Origin of the sequence: Amorphoplanes friuliensis DSM 7358 (genome assembly GCF_000494755.1) — a bacterium.
In the GTDB taxonomy this organism is placed as follows: domain Bacteria; phylum Actinomycetota; class Actinomycetes; order Mycobacteriales; family Micromonosporaceae; genus Actinoplanes; species Actinoplanes friuliensis.
On record NC_022657.1, the window covers coordinates 2,125,087 to 2,141,718 of the forward strand.

General features: G+C 71.1%; 9 protein-coding genes and 1 pseudogene. 9 read left to right on the top strand and 1 reads right to left on the bottom strand.

What is annotated here, in order from left to right; all coding sequences use genetic code 11:
• Positions 1-11 precede the first annotated feature (11 nt).
• Positions 12-821 (bottom strand): SDR family NAD(P)-dependent oxidoreductase, encoded by an 810-nt coding sequence (locus tag AFR_RS09975; protein ID WP_023359968.1) that lies wholly within the window; start codon positions 819-821, stop codon positions 12-14.
• A 711-nt stretch (positions 822-1,532) separates the two neighbouring features.
• Here AFR_RS09975 and AFR_RS09980 point away from each other — a divergent pair.
• The 9 genes and pseudogenes from AFR_RS09980 to AFR_RS10020 all read left to right on the top strand — a co-directional run bounded on the left by AFR_RS09980 (position 1,533) and on the right by AFR_RS10020 (position 16,578).
• A complete protein-coding gene (locus tag AFR_RS09980; RefSeq protein ID WP_023359970.1) occupies positions 1,533-2,042 on the top strand; it encodes an SAV_6107 family HEPN domain-containing protein in 510 nt (169 codons plus the stop codon).
• Positions 2,043-2,748: 706 nt separating this feature from the next.
• Positions 2,749-3,484: pseudogene (imuA', locus tag AFR_RS44975) on the top strand (DnaE2-dependent mutagenesis accessory factor ImuA'); the annotation flags it as partial.
• 457 nt (positions 3,485-3,941) lie between these two features.
• On the top strand, positions 3,942-5,915 hold the full coding sequence (locus AFR_RS09990) for a Y-family DNA polymerase (protein WP_023359974.1): 1,974 nt from the start codon (positions 3,942-3,944) through the stop codon (positions 5,913-5,915).
• An 11-nt stretch (positions 5,916-5,926) separates the two neighbouring features.
• The gene (locus AFR_RS09995; protein ID WP_041840746.1) at positions 5,927-9,268 is read left to right on the top strand and encodes an error-prone DNA polymerase; all 3,342 of its coding nucleotides are present in this window, start codon (positions 5,927-5,929) and stop codon (positions 9,266-9,268) included.
• A gap of 91 nt (positions 9,269-9,359) precedes the next feature.
• Positions 9,360-9,884 carry an SSI family serine proteinase inhibitor gene (locus AFR_RS44505; protein WP_023359978.1) on the top strand — a complete coding sequence of 175 codons (525 nt, stop codon included), beginning with the start codon at positions 9,360-9,362 and terminating at the stop codon, positions 9,882-9,884.
• Between the two features lie 105 nt (positions 9,885-9,989).
• On the top strand, positions 9,990-13,286 hold the full coding sequence (locus tag AFR_RS10005) for a S8 family serine peptidase (protein WP_023359980.1): 3,297 nt from the start codon (positions 9,990-9,992) through the stop codon (positions 13,284-13,286).
• An 80-nt stretch (positions 13,287-13,366) separates the two neighbouring features.
• A complete protein-coding gene (locus AFR_RS10010; RefSeq protein WP_041840747.1) occupies positions 13,367-14,113 on the top strand; it encodes a methyltransferase in 747 nt (248 codons plus the stop codon).
• Entirely contained in the window at positions 14,110-15,252 is a 1,143-nt protein-coding gene (locus AFR_RS10015; RefSeq protein WP_023359984.1) for an alkaline phosphatase family protein, read from the top strand. Before AFR_RS10010 ends, AFR_RS10015 begins: the two co-directional genes overlap by 4 nt.
• A 30-nt stretch (positions 15,253-15,282) precedes the next feature.
• On the top strand, positions 15,283-16,578 hold the full coding sequence (locus tag AFR_RS10020) for a DNA polymerase IV (RefSeq protein WP_041840748.1): 1,296 nt from the start codon (positions 15,283-15,285) through the stop codon (positions 16,576-16,578).
• Positions 16,579-16,632 lie beyond the last annotated feature (54 nt).

Sequence of the window (16,632 nt, forward strand, 5' to 3'; positions counted from 1 at the left end):
CCCGCGGAGGGTCACTGCTCCCGTACGCCGACAGCTGCGGCGCTGGCCTCCCACAACTGTGCGGCCAGCTTGTCGTCGTCGGCGGTCTTGTCCGGCACGGTCACCTTGTGCCCGACGTAGTACGCGCCGTCGGTGACCTCCGCGTCGGCCAGCCAGACCAGCAACTCGCCCGCCTTCTCCGGCGTGGTCAGGAACGGCGCGTACTTCCAGAAGAACCGCGTCGCTGTCCCGGCCCCGAAATTGCTGCGCACCACACCCGGATGGAACGACACGGAAGTGATGTCCGGCCAGCGCCGCGCCGCCTCCGAGGCGAACAGGATGTTCGCCGCCTTGGCCGCACCGTAGGCCCGCCAGGAGCTGTAATCCTCCGCCTTCTGCGTGAAGTCGAGACTCACCCGCGCCCGCCGGTGCGCCTGCGACGCGGTGTTCACGACCCGGCCCCCACGCAGCGCGTCCCGCAGCACGTGGGTCAGCAGGAACGGCGCCAGATGATTGCCCTGCACGGTGGCCTCAAAACCGTCCGCGGTGCGGACGTAGGACCCCACCATCCCGCCGGCATTGTTCGCCAGCACATCAATCCTCGGGTACGCGGAGAGCACCTTCTCACCGAGCTCCCGCACCTGATCGAGCGACTCGAAATCGGCCCGGTGCTCGTCCGGCTCGGGCCCGGTCGCGGCCGCCCGGATCTGCGCCATGGCCGCACCGAGCCGCCCCGGATCGCGGCCGACCACAACCACCTGATCGCCCCGCGCCGCGAACTGCACGGCGGCGGCCAGCCCCACCCCGGAACTGGCCCCGGTGATCACAACGGTGCGCGGCATCCCGTACCCCCAACTCCTCGATCTACCACCGGCAACCCGGCGCCGTTCATCGTGCCCCCTGCCACCGACAATTTCCCGCTGGGCCGCCCTCCTCACCTGTTGCTCGTGTCTCGCAGCCTCAGGCCTGCGCCGTCGTACCTGTTCTGTGTCGTCCTGGCCGGCCCCGGCGCTGTCACCCGCCTGCCCTGATGGCCTCGGCCGGGCCGCGCGTCCCTCTTCGGCTGGTGTTCCCGATTGATCCGGCAGGCAGCCGGCCCGGGCTGTGACCTGGGACTCTCTGTCCGAATCAGCATTTTCTGAAGGTGATCTCCACCCGCCCGACCCACCGCCGCGTGTGTTGCTTTTTTGTCGTACCCGCGGTGTACTCTCATTCGTAGTTAGAACGAGTGTTCGATTGGTTCGAACTCCTGTGCCAGACGATCACTCGGGCTGACCGATCGGGAGCCGCGTTCGCGGCGGGGCTCCCGGGTGCGGCGCCCGCGAAGCGCCGCGCACGAGGTCCGGGCATTCGCGGGTCCGGGCCGGCACAAAGGCAGGACCGTCGTTCGCCGCCCTCGACCCCCGGGCGGCGGGCGACGGACCCGCCGGCAAGCCCGGCCGGGTGTGGTGTGGGGAAGCTTCACACCCGGCCGGCTGCCACACCGCTGTGCCTTCCTCTGCAGCGGATCGGTTCGACCAGCACGTCGGATGCGACACACGCGAGGAGAGACCATGGTGAGCAACCCGGCTTACCCGGTGCCCCGGCAACAGGGCCCCGGCCCGCTGGCGCACGCACCCACGGCCGCGGCCCAGACGGCACCCACGGTTCCGGCCAATCTGCTGCCGAACCGTACGCCCGCCCAGCTGCTCGCCATCGCCCGTCAGGGCCTGGCGGAGGCGGCACGCACCCGCCCGGACGGCCTCCGCTACGCGACGGCCCACCTGGCAGCGCTGCGCGCAGCCGCCGCGGTGCTCGCCGCCCGCGCCAGACCGGCGGCGCCCACCAAGCGCAGCCGCGTAACCAGCGCCTGGTCACTCCTGGTCCTGGTGGCCCCGGAGTTCAGCGACTGGGCCGGCTACTTCGCCCAGGGCGCGACCAAACGAGCAGCCGCCGAAGCCGGCATCCCGAGAGTGGTCACCGAACGCGAAGCAGACGACCTGCTCCGCGCGGCGGAACACTTCGTGTCGCTGGTCGAGTCGGTGCTGGGCCTGGCCTACCAGCCCACCCTCGAGGCCGCCTGACCACCCGCCCCGAGCGCCCCGCCGCCAACCACCGGCCGTCCACCAACGCCGGCGCCGGACCCACCGCGCCGCACCGGACATCGACAGGCAGCTATCTCGCGGTGGCAGGCCCGCTCGCCGCACGGACGGCTCCCCGGCGCGATGGTCTACCGGTCCCCTTGACGGTTACCCGGTCGGCCGGCCGGCGCGATGGTCTTCCGCCGCACCGACGGCCACCTGGTTTGGTCGGAGAGCGCGACGGTCTTCCATCGCATCAACGGGGTCGCTCGGTTCCGTGCTCGGCCGGCAAGACAGTCTTCCATCGCATCGACGGGTTGCTCGGTTTCCTTGGGTGGGCCGGCACGAGGGTCTTCCGCCGCGTTGACGGTTGCCCGGTCAGCCCGGTTTCGGATCGCGTTGACGGTTGCCCGGTTGCCCGGTTGCCCGGTTGCCCGGTTGCCCGGTTGGCCTGGTTGCCCGGTTGGCCTGGTTGCCCGGTGGCTCGGTTGTCGGGTCGCGGTGATGGTTGGCCGGTCTTGGCGCGGCCCGGGCGATGGTCTTCCGGTCGTGTTAACGGCCATCGGGCTCCTCGGCCGGTCGGCGCGACGGTTTCCGTCGCGCCGACGTCACTCGCCGGCTGAATTTGTCCTTGCTTCACGTCATGGTCCCTGGCGGGTCGTGACTTTAAAGATCAACTTCGATGTACAGGCAAAAACGGGGCGGGACAATGGCCGGGCGCATGATCAACGGTGCTGCGGCTCTTGCTGAGCTGATCCGCCCGGCTTCCGAGGCCGACGAGTTCGGGACGCACCGGGTGCTGCCGGTGCTGCCGGAACTGGGCAACCTGCTGCCGAGCCGGGGTCTTCGCCGGGGAAGCACCATCGCCATCGGCATCACCCCCGGCCCGACCGCCCCGCGCAGTGCTCTTCCCACCGCCTCACGGGGCGGTTCTTCACGACAGCTCGATGCCGGTGGTTATTCGGCACAACCCACCTCGGAGACAGGAAGCGGAAACACCTCGCTGCTGCTGGCGTTGCTCGCCGCGGCTTCGCACGCCGGTTCCTGGTGCGCGGTTGTCGGAGTACCCGCCCTGGGCGCGATCGCCGCCGCCGAGAGCGGCATCGCCCTGGACCGGCTCGCCCTGGTGCCCAACCCCGGCCCCGAATGGCCCACCGTCACCGCCGCCCTCATCGACGGCGTGGACGTGGTCGTCATCGCCGTCCCGGACCAGGTCTCCACCTCGATAACCAGCCGCCTGGTCGCCCGCGCCCGCCAGCGCGGCTGCGTCCTGGTGCCCTACGGCCGCTGGGATGGCGCCGACGTCACCCTGCAGGTCACCCAAGGCCAATGGGAAGGCCTACACACCGGCCGCGGCCGCCTACGCCGCCGAAAAGTCACCGTCGTAGCGCGAGGCCGAGGCGCCGCAGCCCGCCCAAAAGAAATCACCATGTGGATGCCAGGAACCTCCCTGTCCCCTCCACAGCCACCCATCCCCGGTCGCTCAACCCCCGACACCACCCGCAACCCGGCGCCCCTTCCACCGCCGCCGATGCCGGTGGACAAACCGGCCCCCACGGCCCTTGGCCCCCTCGCTTCCGTAACCCCAATCGCCACACCCCGACCGCCCACCGCCCCGGTTTCGCCCACCGCCCCGGTTTCGCCCACCGGGCCGGGTGCACCTGCGGCACCGGGTGTGTCGGCCGGGCTGGTTTCGCCTGCCGCGCCGGGTCCGGCAGCCCGGTCGGGTGCGTCTGCCGGGTCGGGCGCACCACCGCTTGCTTCGGTGGTGCGGATCGAATCGTCGCTGGGGGCTTCGCGCGGTGTGCCGCCGGCGGCGAGGGTCCTGCGCACCCCACCGGCGGTAGTCCCGCCCACTGTGGCGGCGCTTGGTTCGGGAGTTTTGGGGGAGGTGGGGTTCGGGTGAGTGGGGTGCGGACCCTGCTGGTCTGGTGCCCGGACTGGCCGGTCATCGCCGCGGAGATTGTGGAGGGGGTTGCGGCTTCGGGGGCTGTTGTTGTGCTGCACGGGAACAGGGTTTTTGCGTGCTCGGAGGCGGCTCGGGCCGAGGGTGTGCGGCGGGGGTTGCGGCGGCGGGAGGCGCAGAGCCGGTGTCCGCAGCTTGTTGTTGTCGAGCACGATGCGGGGCGGGACGCGCGGGCTTTCGAGGCGGTGGTCGCTGCTGTCGAAGAGGTCGCTGTCGGGGTCGAGGTCATCCGGCCCGGGGCCTGTGCTCTGGCCGCGCGGGGCCCCGCACGGTATTTCGGGGGTGAGGAGCAGGCCGCCGAGCGGATCGTGGAGCAGGTGGCTCAGGCCTGTTCCGTGGAGAGTCAGGTCGGGATCGCGGACGGGGTTTTTGCGGCCGGGCTGGCGGCTCGGGGTGGACAGATCGTGGCTGCCGGGCGTACCAGGGAGTTTTTGGCGGGGGTGGGTGTCGAGGCGCTGGAGCGGCCCGAGCTGACCGACCTGCTGCGGCGGTTGGGGGTGAAGAGTCTCGGGGATTTTGCGGCCCTGCCGGCGTCCGATGTGCTGAGCCGGTTCGGGTTCGACGGGGCGCTGGCGCATCGGCTGGCCGGGGGGCTCGACTACCGGGCGCTGGCGGTGCGGAGGCCGCCGCCGGACCTCGAGGTTTCCGACACCTACGACGAGCCGCTCGAACGCGTCGACGTGGCCGCGTTCGCCGGGCGGGTGCTGGCCGAGCGGCTGCACGAACGGCTCGCCGCGCACGGTTTGGCCTGCACCCAGCTCGGCATCGAGGCGGTCACCGCCGACGGGCAGGAGCTGCACCGGGTCTGGCGGCACGACGGCACACTCACGGCCGCGGCCATCGCCGAACGCGTACGGTGGCAGCTCGACGGCTGGCTCACCGGCGCCCGGCGCGGCGCCACCAACCGGCCCACCGCCGGGCTCGTCCGGTTGAAGCTCGTCCCGGACGGCGTGATCGTCCATCTTGGACTGCAGCCGGGTCTCTGGGGTGACGTGGGCGCGGAGAAAGAACGCGCCCATCGTGCGCTGAGCCGCATCCAAGGCCTCCTGGGTCCCGAGGCCGTTGTCACCGCCGTGCTGGGCGGTGGCCGGTCCGCCGACGACCAGGTACGCCTGGTGCCCTGGGGCGACGAACGAGTCCCGGCACGGGCCGCGGGGGAGGCGGCTACCCCGTTACCGGCAACCGATGCACTGGTGGTGGCACCGCTGGCTGCCTCTCCCGCACTGGCGCCGCCACCACGCGACGGCGAAGGGGAAGCACCCGAGCACACCCGCCGCGCCCTGCGAGCAGTGCCGGATGCCGAGTCCCGGACGGGCGTTATCGGGCCGTCCTGGACTGGGGAAGCGTCCGGGACAGAGACCAGGGCCAAGACGATCCAGCTGGGCAAACGCTTGGCAGCGCCGGTAAATCCAGCTGGGCGAGAAGACGCGGGCGAGCAGCAGAACTCCGCATCGGAAAGAAGCCCGGCCCACCAAGGCCCGGCCGCGCACGAAGGGTTGGCCGCGCAGGAAGGGGCGGTGGATCGGGCGGTGGGGGAGGGGCGGGGGAAGAGGGGGCGGGGGGTCAGGAAGCCCGTTCCGCAGCCGCCCTGGCCCGGACGGCTGCCCCGGCCGGCGCCCGCGCTGGTGCTTCCGCAGGCGTTGCCGGCTGTTGTTCTGGACGGGGAGGGGCAGGCGGTGGGGGTGAGTGCGCGGCTCGAGCTTTCCGGGGAGCCGGCTTTGTTGTTCATCGAGAACGGCGGGCCGGTGGAGATCACCGGGTGGGCCGGGCCGTGGCCGGTGGACGAGCGGTGGTGGGCGCCGGGGGAGGCGCGGCGGAGGGCGCGGTTTCAGGTTGTTGTCGCTGATGGGCGGGCGTTGCTGTTGTCGCTGGTGGCGGGGCATTGGGCGGTGGAGGCGATCTATGACTAGGGGCGTGGGCGATGGGGTTTCATAATCCGCGGATGCCCTGGTCGGCGCTCGAGGGGACGCTGTCGGGGAAGAAGCACCTGCATGTTGTCGATCCGCTGGCGGTGGATGGTGACGGCGGGGATTCGCCGGCCTGGAGCCGGAAGCGGCAGCCTTATCAGGCGCCCGCGTTCATCCGGGCGCCCGGCGCGGACAAGTATGCCGAGCTGCACTGTCACACGAACTTCAGTTTTCTCGACGGGGCCAGCCATCCCGAGGAACTGGCCGAGGAGGCGGCGCGGCTGGGGCTGACCGGGCTGGCCGTCACCGACCATGACGGGTTCTACGGGGTGGTGCGGTTTTCGCAGGCGGCGCGGGAGCTGGGACTGCCGACGATCTTCGGGGCCGAGCTTTCCCTCGATCTGTCCAGGCCGCAGAACGGTGAGGCCGACCCCGAGGGACGCCATCTGCTTGCTCTGGCTCACGGTCCTGAGGGGTACGCCCGCCTGGCGCGCACCATCTCCCGGGGGCAGCTCGACGGCGCGGAGAAGGGCAAACCCGTGTACGGCGACCTGGAGGACGTCGCCGCGGTGCTTCGTGATCATGTGCTGGTGCTGACGGGGTGCCGGAAGGGGAGTGTCCCGCGGGCGCTGGCGGAGGGCGGGATGCCGGCTGCGGCGTACGAGTTGGATCGGCTGGTTGCTCTGTTCGGCCGGAGCAATGTGGTGGTGGAGCTGACCGATCACGGTGACCCGTACGACGACGACCGCAACGACGCCCTGTACGAGCTGGCGCTCAGCCGGCAGCTGGAGGTTGTCGCCACCAACAACGTGCACTATGCGACGCCGGCCCGGCGCAAACTCGCGACCGCGCTCGCCGCTGTCCGGGCGCGGCGCAGCCTGGACGACATGGACGGGTGGTTGCCGGCGGCCGGGACCGCGCATCTGCGGAGTGCGGCCGAGATGAAACGGCGGTTCGCCGGTTATCCGGGTGCGGTCGAGAACGCCGCGATGTTCGGGGAGGACCTGGCGTTCGACCTCAACCTGGTGGCGCCGAAGCTGCCCGACTTTCCGATCCCGGAGATCGGGCACACCGAGATGAGCTGGCTGCGGGAGCTGACCATGCGCGGCGCCCAGGAACGGTACGGGCCACCCCAGGCCCACCCCCGGGCGTACGCGCAGCTCGAGCACGAGCTGAAGATGATCGACGAGCTGAACTTCCCCGGGTACTTCCTGGTCGTCTACGACATCGTGAAGTTCTGCCGGGACGAGGGCATCTACTGCCAGGGCCGGGGCTCGGCGGCGAACTCGGCGGTCTGTTACGCGCTGCGGATCACCAATGTGGACGCGGTCGAGTACGACCTGCTGTTCGAGCGGTTCCTGGCGCCGGAGCGGGACGGGCCGCCGGACATCGACGTGGACATCGAGTCGGACCGGCGCGAGGAGGTCATCCAGCACGTCTACGGCAAGTACGGCCGGGAGCACACCGCGCAGGTCGCCAACGTCATCACGTACCGGCCGCGGTCGGCCGTCCGCGACATGGCCAAGGCTTTCGGTTTTTCGGCCGGGCAGCAGGACGCGTGGAGCAAACAGATCGACCGGTGGGGGAGTGTCGCGACGGTCGACGTGGAGGACATCCCGGAGCAGGTCGTCGCGTACGCCAACGAGGTGCAGAGTTTTCCGCGGCACCTCGGCATCCACTCCGGCGGCATGGTCATCTGCGATCGGCCGATCATCGAGGTGTGCCCGGTCGAGTGGGGGCGGATGCCGGGACGCACGGTGCTGCAGTGGGACAAGGACGACTGCGCCGCGATCGAGCTGGTCAAGTTCGATCTGCTGGGGCTGGGGATGCTGTCGGCGCTGCACTACGCGTACGACATGATCGAGTCCGACCTGGACATCAGCACGATGCGGCTGGACGATCCCGAGGTCTACGCGATGTTGTGCAGGGCCGATTCTGTCGGGGTTTTCCAGGTGGAGAGCCGGGCGCAGATGGCCACGCTGCCGCGGCTCAAACCCGACAAATTCTACGATCTGGTGGTCGAGGTGGCCTTGATTCGTCCTGGACCCATCCAGGGCGGGTCGGTGCATCCCTACATACGCCGAAAAAACGGGCTGGAGAAACCCGAGGTTCCGCACCCGCTCATGGCCAACGCCCTGGCCAAGACCCTGGGTGTGCCGCTCTTCCAGGAGCAGCTCATGCAGCTCGCGATCGACGTCGCGGGTTTCGACCCGTCCGAGGCCGACCAGCTGCGCCGGGCGATGGGGTCGAAACGGTCCGTGGAGAAGATGGAACGGATCAAGATCCGGCTCTACGCCGGCATGGCCGAGCGGGGGATCACCGGCCAACTCGCCGACGACCTGTTCGTGAAGCTGTCCGCGTTCGCCAACTACGGCTTCCCGGAGAGCCACGCGATGAGCTTCGCCTACCTGGTCTACGCCAGTGCCTGGCTGAAGCGGTACCACCCGGCCGCGTTCTGCGCCGCGCTGCTCAACGCGCAGCCGATGGGGTTCTACTCGCCGCAGTCGCTGGTCGACGACGCCCGCCGGCACGGGGTCGAGGTGCGGCGGCCGGACATCAACCTCAGTGACGCGGCGGCTGTTCTCGAGTCGACCGCGCAGACCCGGTGGGGCAGTGCCGCCGACGAGCCGCCGCACGCGTGGGGGCTCGGCGGTCCGGCGGTGCGGATGGGGCTGAGCAGCGTCCGTACCCTCGGTGACGATCTGGCGAAGAAGATCGAGGACGAGCGGCGTGCGCATGGTGCGTACCGGGACATGGCGGACCTGGCCCGCCGGACCGGATGCTCGACCGCCCACCTGGAGGCCCTCGCGACCGCCGATGCCTTTGCCGGTTTTGGGCTCTCGCGCCGGGAGGCGCTCTGGGCCGCCGGGGCCGCCGCCCAGGACAAACCGGACCGCCTTCCCGGTACGGTCACCGGCACCGAGGCGCCGACCCTGCCCGGCATGGCTGATGTGGACAAGCTGGTCGCGGATGTGTGGGCGACCGGGCTGTCCCCGGACGCGCACCCGGCGCAGTTCATCCGGGGCGAGTTCGAGCGGACCGGCGCGTTGCCGATCTCGCGGCTGGGCCGGGTCGAGGCCGGTACGCGGATCCGGGTAGGCGGCATCGTCACCCACCGGCAACGCCCGGCGACGGCGGGCGGCGTCACGTTCATCAACCTCGAGGACGAGACAGGGATGCTCAACGTCACCTGCTCGCCCGGCCTGTGGCAGCGCTACCGGAAGGTGGCCCGCACGAGCGCGGCGCTGATCGTGCGGGGCCGGCTGGAGAAGACCGAGGGTGTGCTCAACCTGGTGGCGGACCGGCTGGAGGCGGTCACCCCGCCGATCAGCCCGGCGTCCCGCGATTTCCGGTGAACGGACACTATATTTCCGTTCTGCGTGTCTGGCACCTTTTGTGGCGTAAACCGGATGCGCACCGAAAACGCAGCATCCGGGGGAGCTCACCATGATCCGCATCGTCACCGCCACGGCAGCCGCCGCACTCCTGCTCACGGCCGGTCTGGCCACCGCCGGCCCCGCCTCCGCGGCGGTCGGCGGCTCCGCTCAGACCGGGACCGGCAGCCCGACCGCCGCCATGATCAGCGCAGTCGCCGCGAAGCAGGCCGATGTGGCGAAGAAGCTCACGGCCGACCAGAGCGCGGTCGACAAAGCTGTGAAGAAGCCGGCGAAGAAGAAGACCGAGCTGACCTTGAGCTACCTGGCCGACGCCGGGTTTGCCACCGCGGTGGTGCTGCGGTGCGACCCGGCCGGCGGCGCCCACCCGAAGAAGGTCAAGGCCTGCCAGACCCTGACGCGCATCAACGGCAACCCGGCCCGGCTCAAGCCCGCCGAGATGATGTGCACGATGGAGTACGCCCCGATCACCGCCGAGATCAAGGGCACCTGGCAGGGCCGCAAGGTCGACTGGTCGCGCACGTTCGGCAACCGCTGCGACATGATCCGCACGACCGGTGTCCTCATGGCTTTCTGACCGCGCGGCGCCTGTCGCCAATTGGTCAGATGGGTGTGCAACATTCAGCTATTTGCAAGCGTCTATCTCATGCCGGGATCGTCCCGGTGACATGGGGGAGGACGCATGCGCCGACGAAAGCTACCCGCATTTCTGCTGGGTGTCGTCACCATCACCGCGAGCGCGACCCTGGCCGGAGCCCCGGCCGCACAGGCTCTGCCGGCCGGAGCGCCGGCCGATAAACCAGCACCGAGCACCACGAGTTCGGTCACGCTGATCACCGGCGACCGGGTCACCGTTCGCGGAGACGGCACCACCTCCGTCGAGCCCGGACCCGGCCGTCGTGACATGAGGTTCGCCACCTACCGCACCGCGACCGGGCGCCACGTCGTCCCGGTCGACGCCCTGCGGCTCCTGCGGGCCGGCAAGCTCGACGCGCGGCTGTTCGACCTCACCGCACTCACCGCCGCCGGCTACACCGACGAGCGCACCCGCGAGCTTCCGCTGCTGGTCGCGTACCCGAAGGCTCAGGGTGGGAAAGCACGCAGCGCGACCACCGTGCAGGGCGCGCGTGTGACGCGCGACCTGTCGGCGGTCGGCGCCCTCGCGGTCCGTGCGGACCGCGCCGCCCGGGCGTCCCTCTGGGAGGCGATGACCGGGGGTACGGACGCAGCACGCACCCTGCAGCCCGGCATCGACCGGATCTGGCTCGACGGCAAGCGCAAGATCAATCTGGATGTCAGCGTGCCGCAGATCGGCGCGCCGACGGCCTGGCAGGCGGGCTTCGACGGCACCGGCGTCACCGTGGCCGTCCTGGACAGCGGCATCGACGCGACCCACCCCGACCTGGCCGGCAAGATCGTCGCGGCGGAGAACTTCACCGACGCGCCGGACGCCGACGACAACGTCGGGCACGGCACTCACGTCGCGTCGACGATCGCCGGCACGGGTGCGGCCTCCAACGGTCGTTACAAGGGTGTCGCCCCCGGTGCCAAGCTGCTGATCGGCAAGGTGTGCGGCACCGAGTTCTGCGAGGAGTCGGCGATCCTGGCCGGCATGGCCTGGGCGGCCGAGCGCGCGCCGATCATCAACATAAGCCTCGGCGGTGACGACCTGGAGGGCATCGACCCCCTCGAGCAGGCGATCAACGACCTCACCGCGCGTTACAGCACGCTGTTTGTCGTCTCCGCCGGTAACGCCGGCGGTTTTGCCCCGGTCGGCTCGCCGGCCAGCGCCGATGCCGCCCTGGCGGTGGGTGCCGTGGACCGCGACGACCAGGTCGCGGACTTCTCCAGCCGGGGACCCCGCGTCGGTGACAACGCGATCAAGCCCGAGATCACGGCACCCGGTGTCGAGATCGTCGCTGCCAAGGCCGCCCACGACGTGATCGGCGGACCCGCGCCCGTCGCCGGGTACTCCACCCTGTCCGGCACGTCGATGGCGGCGCCGCACGTGGCGGGTGCCGCCGCGATCCTGGTGCAGCAGCACCCGGACTGGAGCTCGCAGCAGCGCAAGACCGTCCTGATGGGAGCGGCGAAGCCCACCGAGGGCTTCGACGTCTTCGCGCAGGGCGCCGGCCGGGTCGACGTGGCCCGGGCGATCAAGCAGAGTGTCGGCGTCGACGAGGGCTCGGTCAGTTTCACCGGAGGCCAGTGGCCGCACGGCGATGACACCCCGGAGTCGAAGACGGTCACCTACCGCAACAGCGGCACCGCGCCGGTCACCCTGACGCTCGCGGTGGACACCACCGGACCGGCCGGCCTCTTCACCGTCAGCCCCGGCACGCTGACCGTGCCCGCCGGTGGCACGGCCACGACCACGCTGACCTCCGACACCAGCGTCGACGGTCCGGAAGGCCTGCTGTCGGGCTACCTGACCGCGACCGGTGCGGACGGCCTGAAGGTCGAGACGCCCATCGCCGTCAACCGTGAGCCGGAGAGCTACGACCTGACGTTCAAGGCCCTCGGGCGCGACGGCGCGGCGGCCGAGAACGCGTACATCTCGCTCTTCGATCTGAAGACCGGTACGCAGTACCAGATCTTCGGGGCCGACTCCGCCAAGCGGCTGCCGAAGGCGGAGTACGGCATGTACTCCTTCATCGACAGCGAGACCGAGTCCTCCCTGGTGGCGCAGCCGAAGCTCGCGATCACCGGCCCGGCCACGATCACGGTCGACGCCCGGGACGCCAAGCCGGTCGACGTCAAGGTGCCGCGGGCCGACGCCGTCCCGACGTTCATCGTGCTCGGCGCCGACTGGACCATCGAGCAGGGTGTCATCGGTGCCGGCATCATCGGCCTGGAGTTCGACCAGCTCTTCGCCGGTCAGCGGGACCCGAAGTCCAGCTTCGACGGGTTCCTCAGCTCGGCCGTCATCGCGCTCGCCCAGGGCGACGGGGTCAACAGCCCGTACGTCTACGACCTCGCGTACTTCCGCGAGCAGAAGATGCTCGACGGGCTGCGCAAGAACGTGAAGGCCAAGGACCTGGCGACGATCAAGGCCACGTACGCCACCGAGGCCACCGGCGCGCAGGGGGTCAAGGCCAACTCGGCCCGGTACACCCCCGACGGCTCGTACTGGGGTGTGTTCATTCCGTTCGACCCGCCGTTCCGGCGTACCGAATATGTCAACACGGACAACAAGGCCCAGTGGAGCTCGGCCTTCGAGCAGCAGCTGCCGCCGGTCGGCGACGGCTGGCCGGAGACGCTCGCCTCGGCGACGGCGACGCCGGCGACCTTCCGCGGCGGCCGCACCTACCAGCAGGAGTGGAACCGGGCGGTGTTCGCACCGACGGTTGCCGGCGCCGAGTACGACTGGGACTACGTCAGCCGCCTCGGTGACCTGCTCTGGGTCGGCATGCCGAGCTTCGGTGAGGGTCCGGGCCACCCCGGCTTCTCGACGATCGACTCCGCCCGCACCGCGCTCTACCGCGGGAACACGCTGGTCACCGAGGTCGACACCGAGTGGGCCGAGGTCGAGCTGCCCGCGGCGGCGGCCGACTACCGCCTGGAGAAGTCCGTCACCCGCAGTGCACCGCACCAGTTCTCGACGCAGGTGTCGGGAACGTGGACGTTCCGCTCCGGGAACGTCGCCGGTGAGACACCCAAGCAGGTCGCTCTGTCGACGCTGCGGTTCAGCCCCAAGCTCGACGACCGCAACAGCGCACCGGCGGGCCGGCCCTTCGTGGTCCCGGTCCACGTCGACCACCAGGCCGGCACCGGTACGGCGAACAAGGTCACCGTCGACGTCTCGTACGACGACGGGCGTACCTGGACGAAGGCTCCGGTGGCCGGCTCCGGTGACCACCGTGTCGCCGCCGTGTGGCACCCGCGGGGCAAGGGCTTCGTGTCCCTGCGGGCCTCCGCCACCGATCAGCACGGCGGCACGGTCACCCAGACCGTGATCCGGGCGTACGCGATCGGCTGACCACGCTTTTTGCGGAGTGACGAGGGGGTGGTGGCTGCGGTCGCCACCCCCTCGTCGTACCCGGCCGATACGCTGCGCACGTGGACACCGCATCGACGCGTACCCCCCGACCGCCTGTCACCGTGCGTACCGCCGCCGTCTGGGCCGTGCTGCGGCGCGAGCTCGAACGCAGTGCCGGACGCTCGCTGACCGTGCTCGACGTCGGCGGTGGGACGGGAGGCTTCGCCGTGCCGCTGGCCGAGGCCGGGCACACCGTGACGGTCGTGGACGCCAGCCCCGACGCCCTCGCCGCCCTGACCCGCCGGGCCGCCGACGCGGGAGTCGCCGACCGGGTCCACGCGGTCCAGGGCGACGGTGACGCGCTCGCCGGACTGGTCGAGCCGGCCACCGCCGACCTCATCCTGTGCCACTCCGTGCTCGAGGTCGTCGACGACCCGGCCGGGGTCGTCGCCGCCATCGGTGCGGCGCTGCGCCCCGGCGGTGCGGTCAGCCTGCTCGTCGCCGGGCGGGCCGCGGCCGTGCTGGGCCGGGCGATCAACGGCCACCTCGGCGCGGCGACGGCGCTGCTCGACGACACGGACGGCCGCGCCGGCACACGCGACACCCTGCGACGGCGTTACGACGCGGAGACCGCGTCGGCGCTGCTCGGCTCGGCGGGCCTCACCGTCGAGGAGATCCACGGGGTACGCGTCCTCGCCGACCTCGTCCCGGCCGCGGTCGTGGAGGCCGACCAGCAGGCGATGCTGGACCTCGAACTGGCCCTCGCGGCGCGCCCGCCGTTCCGCGACATCGCCTCCCAGCTGCACCTCTTCGCGCGGCGCCCATGACCGATCAGCTGCCGGCCGAGGCGTTCGGGACGGTTCTGCCCGCGTACGGGGAGGGCAGTCTCGCCGATCTGATGCCCAGCGTCTCCGCCCTGCTCGGGGTGCCGGGGACCACTGACGTGCTCGGGCTCGGTGCGCAGCTGGAAGGTGTCGACCGGATCGCGGTGCTGCTCGTCGACGGGCTCGGCAGCTACCAGATTCCGGTCGCTGCGGCGTACGCGCCGATTTTGCAGGAGCTCCCGGGCCGGGAGCTGACCGCGGGTTTTCCGTCCACGACCCCGGTCAGCCTGGTCACGCTCGGCACGGGTGCGCTGCCCGGGGCGCACGGGGTCCTGGGTTTCACCCTGCGCAAGCCGGACGGCGGCATCCTCAACCACATCAAGTGGGGAAGCGACCCCGACCCGGCGCAGTGGCAGCCGGTGCCGACGCGCTTCGAACAGGCGATGGCCGCCGGCGTGCACGTCACGCAGGTGACCCGGCCGGAGTTCGAGGGCACCGGCCTGACCGTGGCGGCGAACCGCGGCGCCACCTTCGCCGGTGGGGCCGACCCGCAGGCGCTGTCGGCGGGCATGCTCGCCGCCCTGTCCCGCCCGGGTCTCGTTTATGGCTATCACCCCGATCTCGACCACCACGGGCACGCCTCGGGTGTCGACTCGGAGCCCTGGCGTGCGGCCGCGGCGGAGGTCGGCGAGCTGGTGTCACGGCTGGTCGACGGACTCCCGCCGAATGCCGCGCTGCTGGTCACGGCCGACCACGGACAGCTCAACGTGCCCCTCGAAGGCCGCATCGACCTGTCCGCCGACCCCCGGCTCGCCGCCGGCCTCACCGCCGTCGCGGGTGAACCCCGGGTCCGCTACCTGTACGTCGAGGACGGGGCACTCGATGACGTCGTCGCCGCGTGGCGAGAGGTCCTCGGGGACGCCGCCTGGGTGCTCACCCGCGAGGAAGCCATCGCCTCGGGCCTCTACGGGCCGGTGCCTCCGGCCCACCTGAGCCGCCTCGGCGACGTCGTGGTGATCTGCCAGGGGCGCACCGTGGTGCTCGCCGGTGGCTGGGAACCGCCCGCGGTGGGGCAGCTGATCGCGTACCACGGGTCGGTGACGGCGGCCGAGATGACGATCCCGCTGCTGGTCGCCCGCTGACTTGTCGTACCCCGCGGATAGCGTGCTGGTGTGGGACGAAGTCAGGCTATCGGCCGGGGACGTGATCCGCGGTTCGGGCCGGAGGCCGACGACGCGGGGTGCACGATCCTGCACGTCGACATGGACGCGTTTTTTGCCGCCGTCGAGGTCCGCCGCCGCCCCGAGCTGCGCGGCAAGCCCGTGGTTGTCGGCGGCGCCGGCCCCCGCGGTGTGGTCAGCTCCGCCAGTTACGAGGCCCGGAGATACGGCATCCGCAGCGCGATGCCCGGGATGCGCGCCCGGGCGCTGTGCCCGCACGCGATCTTCCTGCCGCCCGACTTCAGCGAATACACGGCGGCCTCCCGCGCCGTCATGCAGATCTTCCGGGACGTGACCCCGCTGGTCGAGCCGCTCTCGCTCGACGAGGCCTTCCTCGACGTGGCCGGCGCCCAGCGACTGCTCGGCCGCCCCGCGGTGATCGCCCGCGACATCCGCGCCCGGGTCGCCGAGGAGCAGCGGCTGACCTGCTCGGTCGGTGTCGCGCCGAGCAAGTTCGTGGCCAAGCTCGGCTCCACCCGCGCCAAACCCGACGGGGTCATCGTCGTCCCGGCCGGCCAGGTGCTCGACTTCCTGCACCCCCTGCCGGTCGACGCGCTCTGGGGTGTGGGGGAGAAGGCCGCCGAGACGCTGCACCGGCTCGGCCTGATGACGGTCGGCGACCTGGCCGCGGCGCCGCTGGGCATGCTGCGCGGCGCGCTCGGCGAGGCGTCCTCCGCCCACCTGCACGAGCTCGCCTGGGGCCGCGACCCCCGCCGGGTCGTCTCCGAGCACCAGGAGAAGTCGGTCGGCGCCGAGATGACCTACGACATCGACGTCACCGACCCCGCCGTGATCCGCCGCAGCCTGCTCGCGCTGGCCGACAAGGTCGGAGCCCGCCTGCGCGCCGCGGGCCACGTCGGCCGCACCGTCACCATCAAGATCCGCATGGCGGACTTCCGCACGGTCAACCGGTCCCGCAAGATGCCGACAGCCACCGATGTGGCACGGGAGATTTTCGAGACCTCCTGGGCCCTGTTCAAAGCCCTCGCCCCGGGCGAGTCGATCCGCCTCGTCGGCGTCCGGGTCGAAGGACTCGCCTCCGCGGCGACCACATCACGCCAGCTCACCCTGGGCGAACCGGAACGCGGCTGGCGCGAGGCCGAGGCCGCCGCGGACGCCGTTTCGGCCCGGTTCGGTCGCTCCATCGTCGGACCGGCCAGTCTTTTGGGACAAACCGATCTCCGCAGAACCGAAAATCACCCGCACTCGACGGTCGTCCCGCTTTCCGACCCGCCGACGCCCTCGTAGACTTGCGCCAAGGCAGCCAGTCGGCTGTCTCGCACCATCGGCCCGCCTGCACCA